The sequence below is a fragment of the Agrobacterium sp. DKPNP3 genome, assembly GCF_052686535.1.
On record NZ_JBQYSN010000018.1, the window covers coordinates 20272 to 41378 of the forward strand.

The following is a 21107-nucleotide window of genomic DNA, read 5'->3' on the forward strand; positions in this document are numbered from 1 at the left end:
GTCCATTATCGTCCGGCGTTATAGGCCGCTATCGCTGCCATGTTGACGATATCGCTGTCTTTGGCACCCATCGAGGTGATCTGTACCGATTTATCGAGGCCAACGAGCAGCGGACCGATGACGGTCGCTCCGCCCAGTTCCTGCAGCATCTTGGTCGAGATAGAGGCGGAATGGATGGCTGGCATGACCAGAACATTGGCCGGGCCAGACAGCCGCGCAAAGGGATACTGGCTCTGCATGCGTTGGTGGTTCAGCGCGACGTCGGCCGACATTTCGCCATCGACCTCGAAGTTGACGTTGCGCCTGTCGAGGATTTTCACCGCTTCGCGTACCTTGTCGGAGCGTTCACCGACCGGCTGGCCGAAGGTGGAATAAGCGAGCATAGCAACGCGGGGCTCGTAACCAAAACGGCGCGCGAGGCCCGCTACCTCTTCGGCGATATCGGCGAGGTCCTCAGCATTCGGCATGTCATGGACGGCGGTATCGGCGACGAAAACGGTGCGGTTGCGCGAGACAACAAGAGAAACCCCGATCACGCGGTGCCCCGGCTTGGTGTTGATGCAGCGGCGGATGTCTTCCAGCGCGGTGGAATAATTGCGTGTAACGCCCGTCACTACCGCGTCAGCGTCGCCCATTGCCACCATGCAGGCGGCGAAGTGGTTGCGGTCGTTGTGGATCAGGCGTTGCACGTCACGCAGCAGGAAGCCGCCGCGTTGCAGCCGAGCGTAAAGATAGTCGATATAGGCATCGACGCGGCTGGAGAGACGGGCATTGGTGATTTCGATATTGGCACGGTCGAGATCGATGCCAGCACGCTCCGCATTGGCCTTGATGATATCGTCACGGCCGAGCAGGATGGCGGTGCCAAGCCCTTGAGCGGTGAACGAAATCGCCGCGCGCATGACCTGTTCTTCTTCCGCTTCGGCAAAGACCACGCGCTTTGGCGAGCGCCGAACGCGCTCGTAAAGGCGCTGCGTCGTCGAGGCCATCGGGTCGCGGCGTGCGGAAAGCTCGCGGGCATAGGCATCGAGATCAGGCAATTCGCGCTGGGCGACGCCGGTTTCTATGGCAGCCTTGGCCACGGCAACGGGAATGGCCGAAATCAGGCGTGGATCGAAAGGCACCGGAATGATGTATTGCGGCCCGAAACGCGGGCGGTTGCCCTGATAGGCGGCCGCCACATCGTCAGGCACGTCCTCACGCGCCAGATCGGCAAGCGCTTGTGCAGCAGCAATCTTCATCGCATCGTTAATCTGGCGGGCGCGAACGTCAAGCGCGCCGCGGAAGATATAGGGGAAGCCAAGGACGTTATTGACCTGGTTCGGATAATCGGAGCGACCGGTCGCCATGATCGCGTCGTCGCGAATGCGCGACACCTCCTCGGGCGTGATTTCGGGATCGGGATTGGCCATCGCGAAGATGATCGGCTTCGGCGCCATGGAACGGATCATCTCCTCGGTGAAGGCGCCCTTCTGCGACAGGCCGAAGACGACGTCCGCGCCCTTCATTGCCTCCGCCAGGGTACGGTTCTCAGTTTTCACCGCGTGCGCGGATTTCCACTGGTTCATACCCTCCGTGCGGCCCTGATAAATTACCCCCTTGGTGTCGCAGAGGGTGATGTTTTCCGGGTTGAAGCCCATCGCCTTGATCAGGTCCATACAGGCAATCGCGGCGGCGCCTGCACCGTTGCAAACGAGCTTTGTCGTCTTGAAATCGCGCCCTGTCAGTTCGATGGCGTTGATGAGGCCTGCGGCGGCGATGATCGCGGTGCCGTGCTGGTCGTCATGGAAAACGGGAATATCCATCAGTTCGCGCAGCCGGCTTTCGATGATGAAACATTCCGGCGCCTTGATGTCTTCGAGATTGATACCGCCGAAGGAGGGGCCGAGATAACGCACGCAATTGATGAATTCGTCCGCGTCTTCGGTATCGACCTCAAGATCGATGGAATCGACGTCGGCGAAGCGCTTGAAGAGAACTGACTTGCCTTCCATCACTGGCTTGGAGGCTAGCGCGCCGAGATTGCCAAGGCCAAGGATCGCAGTCCCGTTGGAAATGACGGCAACCATGTTGCCACGCGTCGTGTAATCGTAAGCGGTCGCCGGATTTTCGGCGATGGCTTTTACCGGTACGGCCACGCCGGGAGAGTAGGCGAGCGACAGGTCCCGCTGGGTTGCCATCGGTTTCGTCGGGGTGATTTCCAGCTTGCCCGGTCTGCCCTGTGCATGGAAATCAAGGGCTTCCTGATCCGTAACCGATGTTCTGGTGCTTGCGGGTTTTGTCGTGTCGGACATGGGCTGAGCGTGCTTTCCTGGCGATAACAATGTAGAAATATCAGCCGTTGTTATTGTATTTTTCGCGCGCCTGCCAAGCCTTTCATTGTTGTTCAGTGCAGCAAATTTAAGCGTAATGAAATTTAAAGACGTTTTAATCGATTAAGTCCGCTTGCTGTCCTCAGGAGCCTCGTCGGTAAGCTCGGAGCGCCATATTTACGAAGGCGTCCACATGAAGGGCGAGTGGGCCACGCCTGACGACGAGCACGCAGTCAGACCATGCCTCGGCGCTGTCGATCGGCACAGCGGCAATGCCACGTGTGGAACGCACGGTGCTTTCCGGCAGAATGGAAATTCCCGCACCTGCTTCCACAAGTGCAAGGATCGTATTGATATTGGCGATACGCATGCCGATCTTCGGCTCGCAACCGGCATCCTCGAAAAGGGTCAGTGCGCTGTTGCTGAGGCCCAGGCCGATCTCGTCGATCGGCAGCAGGAGATTTTCCTGCGCGATGTCGCCAGCCGAGAGTCTGGAGCGGGAGGCAAGCGGATGGTCTTCCGAAACCGCCACGCATAGTTTCGAGCGGTCGAACGGCATGGCCCTCAGGGTTTGGGGTAGCGGGGGAAGGGGCGTGCGGATGAAGGCGACATCGGTCTTGCGCGTTTCCACTTGCTCGATCAGTTGTTCCATCGTCATGCCAGGCAAGAGCTCCAGAGTCACATCCCTGTGCTCATCCCCATAGCGGGTGATGAGCGCCGGCAGCTTCCGCTCGGCCATGACGCTGGTGCCATAACCTATGCGCAGCGTTCCCAGCTGGCCACGCCTTATCTGCCGCGCCTTGTCCATCGCGCTTTTGGTGCGGGCGAGGATTTCTTCCGCCTCCACGAGCATGGATTGCCCCGCCGGCGTGAGTTCCACACCGCGATTGATGCGATGAAAGAGTTTGAAGCCAAGCGTTTCCTCCAGTTGTCGGATGCGCTGTGTAACGGCCGGCTGGGCAATTCCGAGCTGTATGGCTGCGGCGCGGAAATTCCTGGCCCTTGCGGCCTCCACGAATATGGTAAGTTGTCGAGTGTCCATGGCAGAGAGGTCTTTATAGCGGCAGGCTTTGCGTGATATAAGTGCAGCTTATCAAAATTGTCCTTTTCGCGCATTGTCATCTTGTCGCAGGCGACGTTATACCGCAGTTCAGGATCGTGAGCGTCTTTATCGCCTGTGCAGGTGAGGGCGATCCGGACCGGGGAGGATTTGTTCAAGCACATTGTCTGCCGTCCAAGGGGACGGCGGTAACCTGCAGTGAATGGGTCAAATGACAGTTACAACGGAAGTCTTCCCCACCATTGTTCCCCGTTCAGCCGCGCCGCCACCGGCGCACCTTCGTATCGCCGCATCGGCGACGAACTGTCCGCGCTTTGCGGGACACTGAACGATCATCGGGCCTTAAGCCTTCTGGGCGGCTCTTCTAACCGGACAAATATTATGGGTAATCCAGCAACTTCATTGTCGCTCCCGGCCAGATTATGGCTGTTGGTGCTCGGCGCGGTCATCATTGCCGCAGGACTGTTCTTCTCCATTGGCGGCGGCCAACTCGTCGCCCTCGGCGGCAGCCCCTATTTTATCGTCGCAGGTATCGCGCTCGTCGTCTCCGGCCTGCTCATTCTGCTGCGCAAGCCTGCGGGTGCGCTTGTTTTCGGTCTCACTTTCATCCTCACCGGCATTTGGGCGGCATGGGAAGTGGGGCTACATTTCTGGCCGCTGATTTCCCGCCTGCTGGCAATCGGCGTCGGGGCAACCGTTGTTGCCCTGTCGTACCCGCTGCTGCGACGTGCGGCTGGCAAAACGCCTGCATTGGGCTCTTCTCTTGCGGTTGCGGCGGTTCTTGCCATCGCCTCCGGCGCCGGTTTTGCCGGCATGTTCGTTGCGCATCCGACCGTCGCCTTCAATGGCGAGGCGGCCGCGCTGACGCCCGTAACGCCGGAAACGGAGCAGAAGAACTGGGAACATTACGGCAATACTTCCGGCGGCAGCCGCTTTGTCGCGCTTGATCAAATCACCCGCGACAACGTCAAGAACCTCGAGGTGGCGTGGACTTATCACACGGGCGATACTCCGATCAGCCCCGGCGCGAACGGCGCGGAAGATCAGGAAACGCCGCTGCAGGTGGGCGACACCGTGTTCCTGTGCACCCCGCACAATAATGTCATCGCGCTTGATGCCGACACCGGTGCTGAAAAGTGGAAGACGGAAATCAACGCCAAATCCTCGGTCTGGATGCGTTGCCGCGGCCTTGCCTATTTCGATGCCAAGGCGCCGCTGAAACAGCCGACCGCGCCGGGCTCGACGCCCGTCACGCCGGCGGTGGTGGCCGAAGGCGCGCTTTGCCAGCGCCGAATCTTGATGAACACCATCAATGCGGAACTCATCGCGCTTGATGCCGACACCGGCGCGTTTTGCCCTGACTTCGGCACCAATGGGCGCGTCGATCTGAAAATCGGTATGGGAGATGCCCCCGACCCGCAATATGTCCTGACCTCGGCTCCCACGCTCGCCGGCACAACCGTTGTTGTTGGCGGTCGTATCGCCGACAACGTGCAGGTCGATATGCCTGGCGGCGTGATGCGCGGTTTTGACGTGGTGACGGGCGAGCTTCGCTGGGCGTTCGACCCGGGTAATCCTGACATCACCAAACTGCCGCCTCCGGGCCAAACCTATACGCGTTCCACGCCGAACGTCTGGGCATCCATGTCCTACGATCCGGACCTGAACACGGTCTTCATGCCTGTCGGCAGCCCTTCGGTGGACTTGTACGGCGTGACCCGCACACCGCTCGACCACAAATATGGTGCCTCGATGCTGGCGCTCGACGCCACGACCGGTCGCGAAAAATGGGTCTACCAGACGGTTCATAACGACCTCTGGGACTTCGACGTGCCGATGCAGCCGAGCTTCATCGATTTCCCGAAAGCGGATGGAACGACTGTGCCGGCATTGGTCTTCGGCACCAAGGCGGCGCAGATCTATGTTCTCGACCGGGCGACCGGGCAGCCGCTGACCAAGGTTGAGGAAGTTCCGGTGAAGCCCGCCAACATTCCGAACGAGCCTTATGCGCCGACGCAACCACGCTCGGTCGGCATGCCACAGATCGGTGCGCAGACCTTGACGGAAGCGGACATGTGGGGCGCGACCCCGTTTGACCAGCTTCTTTGCCGTATCGCCTTCAAGGGCATGCGTTATGAAGGACTTTACACGGCACCCGGTACTGACCTCTCGCTCTCTTTCCCGGGCTCGCTCGGCGGCATGAACTGGGGTGGCATTTCCACGGACCCGACGACGAACACCATTTTCGTCAATGACATGCGCCTCGGTCTCTGGATCCAGATGAAAGAAGCTGCGCCGACCAAAGCTGTCGCCAGCGGTGGCGAGAGCGTCAACACCGGCATGGGCGTCGTTCCCATGAAGGGCACGCCCTATGCGGTCAACAAGAACCGTTTCCTCTCGGCGCTCGGTATTCCCTGCCAGGCTCCGCCTTACGGCACCATGACCGCAATCGACATGAAGACGCAGCAGATCAAATGGCAGGTGCCGGTGGGCACGGTCGAAGATACGGGTCCGCTCGGCATCAAGATGGGCCTGCCCATCCCGATCGGCATGCCGACGCTTGGCGGCACGCTTGCCACTCAGGGCGGCCTCGTCTTCATCGCTGGCACGCAGGACTACTATCTGCGCGCCTTCGATACGGCAACCGGCAAGGAAGTCTGGAAGGCCCGCCTTCCCGTCGGCAGCCAGGGCGGCCCGATGAGCTACAAGTCGCCAAAGACCGGCAAGCAATATGTCGTCATCTCGGCCGGAGGTGCTCGGCAGTCTCCGGATCGTGGCGATTACGTCATCGCGTATGCTCTACCGAACTGATCCGTGTCGTTCAGTTTTTTGAATGGAAACCCCGGAAGATGATTTCGGGGTTTTCCTTTGTCTGCGTGCGGCATGCCGCCCGTTCGTGCGGAACCTCATCATCATCCTGGCGTTAGGAAAAACAGCCTGCCGGCCACGCACCGCCGCGCACCAGGCGTTCAGAGGACGGAATTATCAGCCCTTGCTTATCCACAGCTTGAACTGGTGATGGCGGTGTCGTGAAATATCTATATTGTCCGGCGCGTCAGGGAATTTGAGTAAGAAAGGTTTTGTAGTGAACGAACAATCTCGAAAGATCACGCCGGTTCTTCTTGCTGGTGGTGCTGGCTCGCGGCTTTGGCCGGTATCGCGTGATCAGTTGCCAAAGCAGTTTCAGCCGCTGGTTGGCAATCTTTCGACATATCAACAGACGCTGAAACGCGTCGGTGATAAACGTCTTTATTCGGAAGCCCTGGTCATTACCAACGAGGATTTTCGCTTCTTTGCCCGTCGCCAGGCTGAAGAAATCGATCTGCCAGCGACCGTTGTGCTCGAGCCCGCCCGCCGCGACAGTGCCGCTGCGATGGCTGCCGCTGCCGTGCTTGCCGAACGCCGCGAACCGGGCTGCCTCGTACTGGCGCTTGCTGCCGACCACGTGGTTCTCGATCCCGATAAATTTTCCGACGCCGTAAAGCTTGGCGCCAAGGCCGCCGATCAGGGCAGTATTGTTGTTTTTGGCCTGGTGCCAACGGAGCCGCGCACCTCCTACGGATATATCAAACCGGGCGAGCCGATTGATGGTGAGGCTGACCTCAGCACCGTCGATGCCTTCAAGGAAAAACCGGATGTATCGACGGCGATTTCCTATCTGGAAAAAGGTTATCTCTGGAATTCCGGTAACTTCCTGTTCCGCTCCGATGTGATGATTGCCGAACTCAAGGCTTTTGCGCCGGAGATTCTCGCGGCGGTAACGCAGGCGGTTGACCAATATGAAAGCGACCTTGGATTTGTGCGTCTGGATAAGGATAGCTTTGAAGCCTCTCCCAAAAACTCCATCGACTATGCGGTGATTGAAAAAACGAAGCGCATGGCGGTGGTGCACGGCCATTTCCGCTGGTCCGACATCGGCAGCTGGGATGCGATCTGGGAAATCGCTGACAAACATGACAATGAGAACGCGCTTGAAGGCAACGGCGTGTTCATCGATTCCGAAGGCTGCCTCATTCACTCCACACAGCTGCTGACGACGGTTGTCGGAGCAAAGGACATGGTGGTTGTAACCACCAAGGATGCGGTGCTGGTCGTCCCAAAGAACCGGGTACAGGATGTGAAGGGTCTGGTTGAGACGCTCAAAGACAGCAAACATGCGCCGCAAACCGAAACTCACAAGCGGGTCTACCGACCCTGGGGCTATATCGAACACATGTACGTGGACGAGCGTTACCGGGTCGGCCACATCACGGTCGATCCCGGCCACCGCATTTCGTTCCAAAGACACTATCATCGCTCAGAGCACTGGATCATCGTCAAGGGCACTGCGACCGTGACGATCGGCGAGGAAACCCGGCTGCTGACGGAGAACCAGTCTGTTTATATTCCGATTGGCCAGCCGCACCGTCTCGCCAATGAGGGGCAGATTCCGCTCGAGCTGGTCGAAATTCAAACCGGGGCATACCTCGGCGAGGATGATGTGATCCGCATTGAGGATGATTATAAGCGCGAATAGTAGGTAACCTTCTAAGATAGCGCGACAGAGGCGAAGCGGGAGGTATTCCGATTCGCCTTTATGTTTCTGACGGCGAGCACCTGCTACTCAAATACGGATGCAGCAGCGGCCTCCCTTTCAAAAATGGAGGGAACGGCGGTACGTAGCATGCAGCCCCGCGCGGATTTTGCCGGATTTCGGGTCGAGAAGGGTGTCTAAAATAGCCACATCGAGATTCGCATTTTAAGCGGTTGCCTAATCAAAATTCTTCGCATAGGTTCCAACTGTAACGTTTCAGTGAGGGAGGAGCTCATGCGAATGCGTCTTATTTCTGCGGCCTTTTTGGCCAGTGTGATGATTCCGGCGGGTGTAGCCGGTGCCACCGATCTTGAGGTGACCCATTGGTGGACGTCGGGTGGTGAAGCCGCCGCCGTGGCCGAACTGGCCAAGGCTTTCGATGCGACCGGCAATAAGTGGGTGGACGGCGCGATTGCCGGTTCGGGCGGTACGGCCCGGCCGATCATGATCAGCCGCATCACCGGCGGCGACCCGATGGGCGCGACCCAGTTCAACCATGGCCGTCAGGCGGAAGAACTCGTTCAGGCCGGCCTGATGCGTGACCTGTCCGATGTCGCCGCAAAAGGGAACTGGAAAGAGGTCATCAAGCCTTCCAGTCTACTGGACAGCTGCACGATTGATGGGAAGATCTATTGCGCGCCGGTCAATATTCATTCCTGGCAATGGCTCTGGCTGTCCAATGCGGCCTTCAAAAAGGCAGGCGTTGAAGTTCCGAAGAACTGGACGGAGTTTGTTGCGGCCGCACCGGCGCTGAAAAAGGCCGGCATCCAGCCGCTCGCGCTCGGCGGGCAGGCCTGGCAGGCAAACGGCTTGTTCGATACGCTGACGCTTTCGATCGGCGGCAAGGATCTGTACCAGAAGGTCTATGGCGACAAGGATGAAGAAGCGGCTGCGGGTCCCGACATGGCGAAGATTTTCGCGGCGGCTGTTGAAGCACGCGACATGGCAAAGGGCACCAATGTTCAGGATTGGAACCAGGCCACCAACATGGTGATAACTGGCAAGGCTGCTGGCCAGGTGATGGGTGACTGGGCGCAGGGTGAATTCCAGCTGGCCAACCAGAAAGCCGGCACCGACTATTCCTGCCTTCCTGGTCTCGGCCTGAGTGAATATCTGACCACGGGTGGCGATGCCTTCTATTTCCCGGTTCTTAAAGATGAGGAAAAAACCAAGGCGCAGGACGTGCTGGCAGCAACCATCGTCGATCCAAAGACGCAGGTTGCCTTCAACCTGAAGAAGGGCTCGCTGCCTATCCGCGGTGACGTAGATCTCAATGCAGCGAATGACTGCATGAAAAAGGGACTGGCCATTCTGGCCAAGGGCAATGCGCTGACCAGCGTTGACCAGCTGATTTCCGCGGACTCGCAGAAGCAGAAGGAAGACCTGATGGCAGAATTCTTTGCTGGCTCGATGTCGGCAGAGGATGCGCAGAAGCGCTTTGCGGATATCATCGGCTCGGCTGACTGATCGTGATTTCTCCGGTTGGGGGAGCGGCTCGCTCCCCCTTCCAACGTCCGGCTCACAACAAAACAATCTTGTTTGTCGGGGTTCCGTGCAGCGGAGAATTTCTCTCGGCTGTTGACTGTAACGTTACAGGAGGAGGTAACATGGCGGGTCAAGCGCGCTCCGGGCGCCCCAACCAGCTCTTTCGCAATCTGAATTCCAAGATTGCTTCCATCCCCATGATATTGACCGCAGTGGTGATCTTCCTCGGCGGGACGATCTGGACGGTCGTTTATTCCTTCACCAATTCTAAGCTTCTGCCGCGGGCGAGCTTTGTCGGTTTCGATCAATACGAGCGGCTATGGGCCGCGCCACGCTGGATCGTCTCGATCCAGAATTTGGCGATTTACGGGGTTCTGTCCTTGATCTTCAGCCTCGTCATCGGCTTCGTGCTGGCGGCGCTGATGGACCAGAAAATTCGTTTCGAAAACACCTTTCGCACGATCTTCCTTTATCCCTTCGCCCTGTCCTTCATCGTGACAGGTCTTGTCTGGCAATGGCTGTTGAACCCGGAATTCGGGATCCAGTCCGTGGTCCGCTCAATGGGCTGGGAAAGTTTCACGTTCGATCCGCTCTATAATTCCCAGATCGTTATCTACGGCATCCTGATCGCGGCGCTCTGGCAGGGAACCGGGCTTGTCATGTGCCTGATGCTGGCCGGGCTTCGTGGCATCGACGAGGATATCTGGAAGGCGACGCGCGTGGATGGCATCCCGATGTGGAAAACCTATATCCTCATCATCATTCCCATGATGCGCCCCGTCTTCATCACCACGCTCGTCATCATCGCCAGTGGCATCGTCAAGGTCTATGATCTGGTCGTGGCGCAGACCAGCGGCGGACCGGGCATCGCGTCTGAAGTGCCGGCGAAGTACGTCTACGACTACATGTTCCAGGCGCAGAATCTGGGGCAAGGTTTTGCCGCCTCCACCATGATGCTCATCACCGTCGCGATCATCATCATTCCATGGGCCTACCTCGAATTCGGAGGCAAAAAGCGTGGCTAATATCAGCACCTTGAATACCGTTGTTGCCGCCAGCGACGCGGTTGCCGACAAGCTTTCCGGCCCGCGCGGCAAGAAGCCGAGGAAGACCTTTTCCCGCCGCAACATCATCCTCTACGGCACGCTCTTCGTGGCCGCCGCCTATTATCTCCTGCCGCTCTACGTGATGGTCGTCACCTCGCTGAAGGGAATGCCGGAAATCCGCCTCGGCAACATCTTCGCGCCGCCGGTGGAGATCACCTTCGAGCCTTGGGTGAAGGCCTGGGCCAATGCCTGCACAGGCCTCAATTGCGACGGGCTTTCGCGTGGTTTCTGGAACTCCGTACGCATTCTCGTGCCATCGGTGGTCATTTCCATCGTCGTCGCGTCCGTTAGCGGCTACGCCATGGCGAACTGGAAGTTCAAGGGATCGGAACTATTTTTCTCGATCCTGATCATCGGTGCCTTCATCCCCTATCAGGTGATGATCTATCCGATCGTCATCGTGCTGCGCGAACTGGGCATTTACGGCACGCTGACCGGTCTCGTCATCGTCCACACCATCTTCGGCATGCCGATCCTGACGCTGCTGTTCCGGAATTACTTCGCCTCGCTGCCGGAGGAACTCTTCAAGGCAGCGCGTATCGACGGCGCCAATTTCTGGCAGATTTATTTCCGCATCATGCTGCCGATGTCGCTGCCGATCTTCGTCGTGGCGATGATCCTGCAGGTGACGGGCATCTGGAACGACTTCCTGTTCGGCGTGGTGTTCACGCGGCCGGAATATTACCCGATGACCGTGCAGCTCAATAATATCGTCAACTCCGTACAGGGCGTGAAGGAATACAACGTCAACATGGCCGCCACGCTTTTGACCGGTGCGGTGCCGCTGATCGTTTATTTCGTCTCCGGCAGGCTATTCGTGCGCGGCATTGCCGCCGGCGCAGTGAAAGGTTGAGTTATATGAACAAAAGCGTTTCCATCCGTGATCTTTATCTGTCTTTCGGTGCCGTCACCGTTCTGAAAGACCTCAATCTCGATATTTACGACGGCGAATTTCTCGTTCTGCTTGGCTCGTCCGGTTGCGGCAAGTCGACCCTGCTCAACTGCATTGCCGGGCTTCTGGAACCGACCGACGGGCAAATCTTCATCAAAGACCGCAACGTCACCTGGGAGGAGCCGAAGGATCGCGGTATCGGCATGGTGTTCCAGTCCTATGCGCTTTATCCGCAGATGACAGTGGAGAAGAACCTGTCATTCGGCCTCCAGGTCGCCAAGGTTCCAAAGGATGAAATTGACCGTCGCGTCAAAAGAGCCGCCGGCATCCTGCAGATCGAGCCTTTGCTGAAGCGCAAGCCGGCAGAGCTTTCCGGCGGCCAGCGTCAGCGCGTGGCGATCGGCCGGGCGCTGGTGCGGGACGTGGATGTCTTTCTTTTCGACGAGCCGCTGTCCAACCTCGATGCCAAGCTGCGTTCGGAACTGCGTGTCGAAATCAAGCGGCTGCACCAGTCGTTGAAGAACACCATGATCTACGTGACGCACGACCAGATCGAGGCGCTGACGTTGGCGGACCGGATTGCCATCATGAAGAGCGGGGTCATCCAGCAGCTGGCCGATCCCGTCACCATTTACAACAAGCCGCGAAACCTCTTCGTTGCCGGTTTCATCGGTTCGCCATCGATGAACTTCTTGCGCGGTGAGCTGATCGAAAAGGACGGTAAGGTCGTCTTCACGACCAATGGGGTTACGTTCTCACTTGATGGCTACCATGCCGAAACACCGCTTGCCGCAGGGCGTGCCGTGGTCCTTGGCGTGCGGCCGGAGCATGTGCGCGTCGATGCCGATATCCTGAGTGGCGAAGTGCATGAGGCTGTTGTCGATATCGAAGAGCCGATGGGTGCCGACAATCTGATCTGGCTGAAACATGCCGGGCATACCATGTCCGTCCGCGTCGGCGGCCACAGGCGGTTTTCGCCGGGCACCAAGGTTCGCCTCGGTCTCGACATGGCGATGGCCTCGCTGTTCGACGCGCAAAGCGAAGAGCGGCTTTAGACGCCGCAACTATTCCCCCACACAATCCCAAGCCCAGTATCTCTATGGAGGAGACAATGACAGAACTCGGTTTTCAGCTCTACAGCGCCCGCAATTTTCAGCCCTTTTCCGATATCCTGAAAAAACTATCGCCGGCGGGCTACAGCCAAGTCGAAGGGTATGGCGCCATGTACGCCTCTCTCGATGAGGCCGGCCTGAAGGGGCTGCGCGCTGAACTTGATGCCAACGGTCTAACCATGCCCACCGGCCATTTCGGCCTCGATCTCCTCGAGGGCGATCCGGGCAGGGCGCTGAACATTGCGAAAGTTTTGGGCGTGCAGGCGATTTATTGCCCTTACCTGATGCCCGATCAGCGCCCGACAGATGCCGCTGGGTGGTTTGCCTTCGGCAAGCGTCTGCAGGAGGCTGGCAAACCTTTTGTCGACGCCGGCCTCACCTTCGGTTGGCACAACCATGATTTCGAGTTCAAGGCGCTCGCCGATGGCTCCACGCCGCAGGAACAAATATTTGCCGGCGGCCCGGACCTGAAGTGGGAAGCGGATATCGCCTGGATTGTCAGGGGCAATGCCGATCCGCTCGCCTGGATCGAAAGCTACGGCAAACGCATCAATGCCGTGCATGTGAAGGATATCGCACCATCGGGTGAAAACGCGGATGAAGACGGTTGGGCCGATGTTGGTCATGGTACGGTGGACTGGAAGGGTCTTATCGCCGCATTGAAAGCAAAGTCCGCCACGAAACATTTCGTGGTCGAGCATGACAATCCCAAGGATATCGACCGGCTGATCACCCGTTCGATCACATCGTTCAAAACCTACTAAGTCTCAATTTCGGAGTTTCATCATGGCCAGAGATCTTGGCGTCGGCATCATCGGATGCGGCAATATCTCGTCTGCATATTTTTCGCTGGCACCGCTCTTCAAGGGCATCAAGGTGCTGGCCTGTGCCGACCTCAACCGCAATGCAGCGGAACTGAGGGCGGAAGAGTTCGGTGTTGTCGCGCAGTCCATCGACGATCTGCTCGCCAACCCGGAAATTGACGTGGTGGTGAACCTCACCATCCCCGCCGCACATTATCCGGTTTCGAAGGCGGCCCTTGAGGCGGGAAAACACGTCTATTCGGAAAAGCCGCTGGTGCTTTCGCTGGAAGAGGGCGAGGAGTTGCGGCGCATTTCGCGGGAGAAGAACCTTTCCGTCGGCTGCGCCCCGGATACTTTTCTTGGTGGTGCGCATCAGCTTGCCCGCAAATATATCGACGAGGGCAAGGTCGGACGCATCACCTCGGGCACCTGCCATGTGATGAGCCCCGGCATGGAAATGTGGCACCCCAATCCGGGTTTCTTTTTCCTGCAGGGCGGCGGGCCGATCCTCGATCTGGGGCCGTACTACGTCGCCAATCTCATCAACCTCATCGGCCCGGTCAAGCGCGTTGGCGCGCTCACCTCGATGGCAAGCCCCACCCGCACCGTAACCAGCCAGCCGCTTAACGGCGAGATCATCCCCGTCGAAACACCGACCAATATCCACGCCCTGCTGGAGTTCGTGAATGGTGCGACGATTACGCTTTCGGCCAGCTGGGATGTCTGGTCGCATCGCCACGCGAACATGGAACTTTACGGCACGGACGGCTCGATCTTTGTGCCAGACCCGAATTTCTTCGGGGGCGTTGTGGAGGCGAGCGGCCGTGACAAGAACATTCAGCCGCTGGAAGACTGGGCGCATCCCTTCGGTATCGCCAATCAGGAAAGCCCGAACGGCCCTCGCGCCAACTATCGTACGGCCGGGCTTGCCGATATGGCGATTGCCATTCTGGAAGGTCGCGACGCGCGCTGCTCGCTGGATCGTTCGCTGCACGGTATCGACGTGATGACCTCGATCCTGAAATCGGGTGAAGAAGGCCGCTTCATCGAGATGACGACGACATGCACGCAGCCGGCAGCTCTCGGCATAGAGGAGGCACAGGCGCTGCTGCGCTAAGGTTTTTACTATAGCTTGGAAAGCGGCGGAGGAAACTTCGCCGCTTTCCGTTCTTCGCGGTACCTCTTCACAATCCCCTCGCTTTGCTTTAAAGCCGCGCCTTATCCGGTCGCAGCCCACCCGGTCAAAACAAGGGATCCTGAACTATGAAAACCATCGTCATCTGCTCCGGCGGATTGGACTCCGTTTCGCTTGCGCATAAAATCGCCGCGGAACATGAACTTCTCGCTCTCGTATCCTTCGATTATGGCCAGCGCCACGGGAAGGAACTGGATTTTGCCGCTGATTGCGCCAGACGGCTCGGCGTGCCGCATCATATCATCGATATCAGAGCCATCGGCGCGCACCTCACCGGTTCCGCACTGACCGATGATGTGGAGGTGCCGGACGGGCATTATGCGGAGGAGACGATGCGTTCCACCGTGGTGCCGAACCGCAATGCCATCATGCTCACCATCGCGTTCGGGCTGGCTGCCGCGCAGCAGGCGGATGCAGTGGCGATTGCCGTTCACGGCGGCGATCATTTCATCTACCCCGACTGCCGGCCGGGCTTCATCGACAGCTTCAATGCCATGCAGGCGCACGCGCTTGAAGGCTATGCCGATGTGAAACTCTTCGCGCCCTATGTCACCGTTTCCAAGGCGGCGATTGTGACCGATGGCGTAAAATACGGCACGCCGTTTGGTGAAACCTGGTCCTGCTACAAAGGTGGCCTTACGCACTGCGGCCGCTGCGGCACATGCGTGGAACGGCGTGAGGCCTTTCATCTGGCCGGCGTGACCGACCCGACCGATTATGAGGACCCGGACTTCTGGGTGGCTGCCACCCATGCCTTTGCGGCGCAGGAGGTGCGTTGATGTTCCGCATCACCAAGGAATTTCACTTCTCCGCCTCGCACCAGTTGAAAAGCCTGCCCGCCGACCACCAGTGCAGCCGTCTGCATGGCCATAATTATATCGTTGAGGTCGAGCTTGCAGGCGAAGAGCTCAACGAGCACGGTTTCGTGCGCGATTACCATGAGCTTGCGCCGCTGAAGTACTACATTGACGAAAAGTTTGACCATCGCCACCTGAATGATGTTCTCGGCCATGACCGGGTGACGGCGGAATGCCTGGCGAAACATTTTTATGACTGGTGCAAGGAGCGTCTGCCGGAAACCAGCGCCGTGCGGGTTCGCGAAACCGCCAAGACCTGGGCGGAATACCGGCCATGACGGCGGCTGCACAAAAGATTGCAGCGAAGGACACCACGATCCGCATCAGCGAAATCTTCGGGCCGACCATTCAGGGCGAAGGTCTGCTGATCGGTTCACCGACGGTTTTTGTGCGAACGGGGGGCTGTGACTACCGCTGCTCCTGGTGCGATACGCTGCACGCGGTCGATAGCGATTATCGCGACACGTGGAAACCCATGTCGGTCGACGCAATCTGGCAGGAGGTGCGGCGGCTGTCCGCGGGTGTTCCGCTGACGGTCTCGTTGTCTGGCGGCAACCCTGCCATCCAGCCACTTGGCGAATTAATCGCAAAAGGGCAGTCCGAAGGTTATCGCTTCGCGCTTGAGACGCAAGGCAGTGTCGCCAAGGATTGGTTCGGCTCTCTCGACTACCTGGTTCTGAGCCCGAAGCCGCCATCGAGCGGCATGGAGACGGACTGGTCGGCTTTCGCAGACTGTCTCGGTTTCGCTGGCACCCGACCGCAGGTGGCCTTGAAGGTTGTTGTTTTCGATGATGTTGATTACGCCTACGCCAAAGCCGCGTCAGCGCGTTTTCCGCATCTGGCGGTCTATCTTCAACCCGGCAACCACACCCCGCCGCCCCCGGATGATGACGACGCGCGTGTCGATATCGATGGGGTGATGGACCGGATGTTATGGCTGGTGGACAAGGTGAGCGAAGACCGCTGGTTTTCCGCCCGCGTGCTTCCGCAGCTTCATGTGCTCTTGTGGGGAAACAAGCGGGGCGTTTAACTGGCTGCCGTTCAGGTGCCCGTGCGCCAGGATATCGGGGGGCGCGATGGAAGTTCTGGGCGAATATTTCCGCCCAGAACCGACTTTTTGAGCCTCAGCTCATCTGGCTGACGAACTTTGTCTCCAGATAGGCTTGAACCGCTTCTGAACCGCCTTCCGTGCCGTAACCGGAGTCCTTGATGCCGCCGAAGGGGACTTCGGGGAGCGCAAGGCCGTTGTGGTTGATGGTCAGCATGCCGGCCTCGACCTGCTGGCCGAGCGCGTGCGCGGTCTTGACCGAGCCGGTGAAGGCATAGGATGCAAGACCGAAGGGCAGGCGGTTCGCTTCGGTGATGGCATCGTCAAACGTCGAGAAGCGGTTGATGATCGCGACCGGGCCAAAGGGCTCGTCGTTCATGATCTTCGCAGACGTGGGCACATTGGCGAGAACCGTCGGCTCGAAAAAATTGCCCTTGTTGCCGATGCGGCGGCCCCCGGTTTTCAGTTCGGCGCCGTGGGAAACTGCATCGTTGATGAGGCCTTCCAGTGCGGGAATGCGGCGCTCATTGGCGAGCGGCCCCATGACCACGCCGTCTTCCAGACCATTGCCCACCTTGATTGCCTTCGTGGCTTCCACGAAACCTTCAAGGAAACGATCCGCCACGCCGTCCTGCACGAGGAAGCGGGTGGGCGCGACGCAGACCTGACCGGCATTGCGGAACTTGGCAAGCGAGGTGACCTCGATCGCCTTGTCGATATCGGCATCGTCAAAGATCATGACGGGCGCGTGACCGCCAAGTTCCATCGTCGCGCGCTTCATATGCTTGCCCGCAAGCGCTGCCAGATGTTTGCCGACCGGGGTTGAGCCGGTGAAGGAAATCTTGCGGATGACCGGATGCGGGATCAGGTATTCGGAAATTTCCGAAGGAACACCATAGACAAGGCCGATGACGCCGGCAGGCACACCGGCGTCGACAAAGGCGCGGATGAGTTCTGCCGGAGATGCCGGGGTTTCCTCGGGCGCCTTGACGATGATGGAGCAACCGGTGGAAAGCGCCGCGGAGAGCTTGCGGACGATCTGGTTGATCGGGAAATTCCAAGGCGTGAATGCTGCCACGGGACCGACCGGAAGCTTGATGGCAAGCTGCGAAACGCCCGTCGCGCGGGCAGGGATAACCTGGCCATAGGTGCGGCGGGCTTCTTCGGCAAACCAGTCGATGGTGTCGGCAGCACCCATGATCTCGGTGGCGGATTGCGCCAGCGGCTTACCTTGCTCGCGGGTCATGATATAGGCGATCTTGTCCTTGCGCTCGCGCAGGATGTCGGCAGCCTTGCGCATGATCTTCGAACGCTCGAAGGGCGAGGTGTCGCGCCAGACCTTGAAACCGCGCTCGGCCGCGGCAAGCGCCAGATCGAGGTCTGCTTTCTCGGCATGGGCGATCGCGCCGATGATTTCGTCGGTCGCGGGATCGGACACGGCGATCGTCTTGCCAGAAACGGCGTCTCGCCATTCGCCATCAATGAGAAGTTTGATGTCGGGATAGGTGTGCATAGGGACTACCTTCATGATGCGGCCGATACGGCGGTAGCCGTCCGACCCGGAGACGTGAACAGATTTTCCTGACCGGACGATATCCGGCATCGCGGCTTTCGCTGCGCGGGACAGGTGTCTGGATATTTCCAGCAGAGGTTCAGGAACCGCCGGAAACGAAATCGACAGCCATTATATTAAGATTCGTGATGGGTGTTTCAACCGTGCACTTTGGCAATCGTGAGGATTTTTCGTTGAAGCAGCCCGCTCTCATGCTCCCGGTTTGCCTTTCGAATGGCGTTTGATTGGCCCGTATTTTACCCCGAATCAGAGGGCTTCCGCCGAGGAGGTCGTTGAGCAGTCTCGCCGCTATATAGACTTTCCCCCGTGGCCTGCGCCTTGGAAAAGCCTCCTGCTTGACCCATAACCGGGCGCCGGGATCAAAAAACTACATTAGCGCGAAAAACTTATCAAAAGAGTTTACTCAAAACCTAGAGAAAATACGGACAAAAACTCAGTGAGGATATAACATCATTTCCTGATATATATTGATACCGTCGGTTCCCTTGACCTTTAACGGTTGGCGAAAACCCTCGACCTGAACCTATCGATGGAGAAAAACCATGAGTTTCGCCCGGGTACTGCTCAGCGCGTTCTTGTCGCTCATATGGCTTTCCTGTGCCGAGGCGGGGGACATAGCCAAACCGCAGGGCAAACCGATATTAACCATTTCTGGCAACATCACCAATACGAATGCCGACGGCGCTGCGCAGTTTGATCGCGACATGCTGGAAGCGCTCGGCATGGAGGCGGTGGAAACGACGACCCCCTGGCACGATGGCCGCGTTCGTTTCGAGGGTGTCCCGCTCTCTAAATTGATGGATATCGTGGGTGCAAAGGGCACCAACGTCACGGCAGTCGCGCTTAACGATTACGTCAGCACCATACCCATCGACGACTTTAAGAAATACAAGGTTATCCTGGCGATCAAACTGAATGGCAATTACATGACCGTTCGCGAAAAAGGCCCTTTGTTCGTCATATATCCCTATGACAGCGATCCGGAATTGCAAAAGCAGACCTATTACACACGGTCCGCATGGCAAGTTGCCAAATTGATAGTGGAATAAAGGTGCCGTTTGCGGAAACTTGTGGCGGTCATTATCTGTTGCTTCGTCCTGGCAACGGGCTATATCGCTTTCGTCATTGCCGAGCGGCAGACCGCTCTGCAGAAATTTGCCCGTTATAATGATTCCTGGGCCGTCAGCCAGACGGTCGCCGAATTCCTGCGTCTCCAAAACAGACTGGCGATGTTTGCGCTCTCTCCCGGTAAGGTAGACCGGGATGAATTGCAGCTGCGTCTGGACATCATGCTAAGCCGTCTCGAGCTTCTCAAACAGGGAAAACTTGGCGCCTTCATCAACGAACAGCAGCAGTGGCGGGAACTCGTCGCCAAGATCGATGATGTTTTGGCCAAGCTGGAGCAGCGGATCAACAGTCTCGAACCAGCAGAGGTTCCGGATCTGATTGCGGCGATGAGCGCGCTGGATGCGCCGATGACGACGCTTGCCTCGTCCTCGGTTGCCTTTGACGTCAATCTCATCGATACCGCACACGAGGATGTGCGCAAGCTTCACATTGTTTATACCGCGCTTGCGGGCGGCCTGATCCTGTGCGGCATCGCGCTGGTGATCTTGCTGCTTCGCCAGAACGATCTGCTGAACCGGGCGCAGAAAAGCATGCGTGGTCTGACCGACGATCTGCGGGCGGCCACGCTGGAATTGCAGGCGAAAAATGTGAGGCTCGAACATGACGCCTATCATGACGCGCTGACGGGGCTACCGAACCGCGCGCTGTTCCGGCAGGAATTGATCGAGAGATTACGCCGATCCTTTGGCGGAACCGGCACGACCGCAATCCTGCTTCTCGATCTCGACGGGTTCAAGGACGTCAACGATACGCTCGGCCACGATGCGGGCGATGCGCTGCTTCAGGCCGTGGCGCAGCGCCTTTCCGCAATCGGCGGTGATTACGACATGGTCTGCCGTCTGGGCGGCGACGAATTCGCGGTGGTTTCCGACGATCTCAACGAAGATGCCGCGCGACGCCTCGCCTCCAAGCTCATCGACCAGATCAGCCGCACCTACCAGCTGGGTGAGCAGGAGGTCAAAATCGGGACCTGTATCGGCATCGCCATTTCGCATGGCGCCGTCGATGCGGACGAATTGTTCAAGCGTGCGGATCTCGCGCTTTACGAGGCCAAGGCTATCGGCCCCGGCCGGGCGAGTGTGTTCAAGGTTCGCATGCAGAAGCAGTTGACCGAGAAGAAGTCCTTCGAGGCTGACCTGCAGACTGCGCTGCAGAATGACGAGCTGGAAGTGTATTACCAGCCGCAGGTGGCAACCCAGACCCGCAAGCTCTGTGGCTTCGAAGCGTTATTGCGCTGGAAACATCCTGTCCGCGGTGACGTGCCGCCCAGCGTGTTCATTCCCGTCGCAGAAAGGACTGGCCTCATTCATTCGCTGGGTAAATGGGTGATGGAGACCGCGTGCCGGGAGGCCATGCAATGGGACGAGGACATGAAGGTGGCGGTCAATCTTTCGCCCGTTCAGTTCCACAGCACCAGTCTCATCCAGAACGTCATGGGCGCGCTTGAAAAAAGCGGACTTGAGCCGAGCCGTCTGGAGCTTGAGATTACGGAATCTATCCTTCTCAACAAGAGTGACCAGACGATCAATACGCTGTCGCGGCTGAAGGCGGTCGGCATCAAAATCGCGATGGACGATTTCGGTACCGGCTATTCGTCGCTCGCCAACCTGCGAGGCGTCCCCTTCGACAAGATCAAGATCGATCGTTCTTTCCTGCGAGATATAACCACCGACCGCGATGCGCTTGCGATCGTAGAGTTTGTGGTTGGCGTCGGTCGCAGTCTGCGGATGACGACGATTGCCGAGGGTATCGAGACGGAAGAGCAATATGAGTGCGTGAGGCGCCTCGGCTGCGATCAGGTTCAGGGATATCTCATCAGCAGACCCCTGCCGGCGAAAGAACTGGTGGCTTGGAGTTCTGTGTGAACGAATGCCCGTTCTCTGGCGAAAGCGATGGCTTTTTTACTTGATTTATCGTTGATTGCCAAACCGCAGCATCCGCTTCGCTGACGTTGCTGACTTTA

16 protein-coding genes are annotated in these 21107 nt (G+C 58.4%); 13 read left to right on the plus strand and 3 right to left on the minus strand.

The window, feature by feature from the left end:
- Window positions 1-5: 5 nt before the first annotated feature.
- Window positions 6-2294: an NADP-dependent malic enzyme gene (locus ACUTJJ_RS07690; RefSeq protein ID WP_445541815.1), complete on the minus strand. Its 2289-nt coding sequence runs from the start codon at window positions 2292-2294 to the stop codon at window positions 6-8.
- Between the two features lie 160 nt (window positions 2295-2454).
- Window positions 2455-3354 carry a LysR family transcriptional regulator gene (locus ACUTJJ_RS07695; RefSeq protein ID WP_445541816.1) on the minus strand — a complete coding sequence of 300 codons (900 nt, stop codon included), beginning with the start codon at window positions 3352-3354 and terminating at the stop codon, window positions 2455-2457.
- A gap of 399 nt (window positions 3355-3753) precedes the next feature.
- On the opposite strand from ACUTJJ_RS07695, the gene ACUTJJ_RS07700 reads away from it, so the two are divergent.
- From ACUTJJ_RS07700 to queE, 11 genes are all read left to right on the plus strand, one after another.
- Window positions 3754-6183: a glucose/quinate/shikimate family membrane-bound PQQ-dependent dehydrogenase gene (locus ACUTJJ_RS07700; protein WP_445541817.1), complete on the plus strand. Its 2430-nt coding sequence runs from the start codon at window positions 3754-3756 to the stop codon at window positions 6181-6183.
- A 274-nt stretch (window positions 6184-6457) separates the two neighbouring features.
- Complete coding sequence (locus tag ACUTJJ_RS07705; protein WP_144576576.1) at window positions 6458-7888, plus strand: mannose-1-phosphate guanylyltransferase/mannose-6-phosphate isomerase; 1431 nt, start codon at window positions 6458-6460, stop codon at window positions 7886-7888.
- A 291-nt stretch (window positions 7889-8179) separates the two neighbouring features.
- A complete protein-coding gene (locus ACUTJJ_RS07710; protein WP_209091264.1) occupies window positions 8180-9412 on the plus strand; it encodes an ABC transporter substrate-binding protein in 1233 nt (410 codons plus the stop codon).
- 140 nt (window positions 9413-9552) lie between these two features.
- Window positions 9553-10455, plus strand: a complete 903-nt coding sequence (locus ACUTJJ_RS07715; protein ID WP_296067193.1) for a carbohydrate ABC transporter permease — start codon at window positions 9553-9555, stop codon at window positions 10453-10455.
- Complete coding sequence (locus ACUTJJ_RS07720) at window positions 10448-11389, plus strand: carbohydrate ABC transporter permease (RefSeq protein WP_209091266.1); 942 nt, start codon at window positions 10448-10450, stop codon at window positions 11387-11389. Before ACUTJJ_RS07715 ends, ACUTJJ_RS07720 begins: the two co-directional genes overlap by 8 nt.
- Before the next feature lie 5 nt (window positions 11390-11394).
- Window positions 11395-12483 (plus strand): ABC transporter ATP-binding protein, encoded by a 1089-nt coding sequence (locus ACUTJJ_RS07725; protein ID WP_445541818.1) that lies wholly within the window; start codon window positions 11395-11397, stop codon window positions 12481-12483.
- A 56-nt stretch (window positions 12484-12539) separates the two neighbouring features.
- Window positions 12540-13304 carry a sugar phosphate isomerase/epimerase family protein gene (locus ACUTJJ_RS07730; RefSeq protein WP_445541819.1) on the plus strand — a complete coding sequence of 255 codons (765 nt, stop codon included), beginning with the start codon at window positions 12540-12542 and terminating at the stop codon, window positions 13302-13304.
- Between the two features lie 22 nt (window positions 13305-13326).
- Complete coding sequence (locus ACUTJJ_RS07735; RefSeq protein ID WP_063949183.1) at window positions 13327-14460, plus strand: Gfo/Idh/MocA family protein; 1134 nt, start codon at window positions 13327-13329, stop codon at window positions 14458-14460.
- Between the two features lie 146 nt (window positions 14461-14606).
- Entirely contained in the window at window positions 14607-15317 is a 711-nt protein-coding gene (queC, locus tag ACUTJJ_RS07740; protein ID WP_445541820.1) for a 7-cyano-7-deazaguanine synthase QueC, read from the plus strand.
- Window positions 15317-15673 carry a 6-carboxytetrahydropterin synthase QueD gene (gene queD / locus ACUTJJ_RS07745; protein WP_445541821.1) on the plus strand — a complete coding sequence of 119 codons (357 nt, stop codon included), beginning with the start codon at window positions 15317-15319 and terminating at the stop codon, window positions 15671-15673. Before queC ends, queD begins: the two co-directional genes overlap by 1 nt.
- Window positions 15670-16425: a 7-carboxy-7-deazaguanine synthase QueE gene (queE, locus tag ACUTJJ_RS07750; protein ID WP_445541822.1), complete on the plus strand. Its 756-nt coding sequence runs from the start codon at window positions 15670-15672 to the stop codon at window positions 16423-16425. The genes queD and queE overlap by 4 nt, the downstream gene beginning before the upstream one ends.
- A gap of 94 nt (window positions 16426-16519) precedes the next feature.
- Here queE and ACUTJJ_RS07755 read toward each other — a convergent pair whose 3' ends face one another.
- The gene (locus ACUTJJ_RS07755) at window positions 16520-17956 is read right to left on the minus strand and encodes an NAD-dependent succinate-semialdehyde dehydrogenase (protein WP_404495038.1); all 1437 of its coding nucleotides are present in this window, start codon (window positions 17954-17956) and stop codon (window positions 16520-16522) included.
- 602 nt (window positions 17957-18558) lie between these two features.
- Here ACUTJJ_RS07755 and ACUTJJ_RS07760 point away from each other — a divergent pair.
- Both ACUTJJ_RS07760 and ACUTJJ_RS07765 read left to right on the plus strand, forming a co-directional pair.
- Window positions 18559-19065, plus strand: a complete 507-nt coding sequence (locus ACUTJJ_RS07760; RefSeq protein ID WP_063949188.1) for a molybdopterin-dependent oxidoreductase — start codon at window positions 18559-18561, stop codon at window positions 19063-19065.
- 21 nt (window positions 19066-19086) lie between these two features.
- A complete protein-coding gene (locus ACUTJJ_RS07765; protein ID WP_296067182.1) occupies window positions 19087-21009 on the plus strand; it encodes a putative bifunctional diguanylate cyclase/phosphodiesterase in 1923 nt (640 codons plus the stop codon).
- Window positions 21010-21107 lie beyond the last annotated feature (98 nt).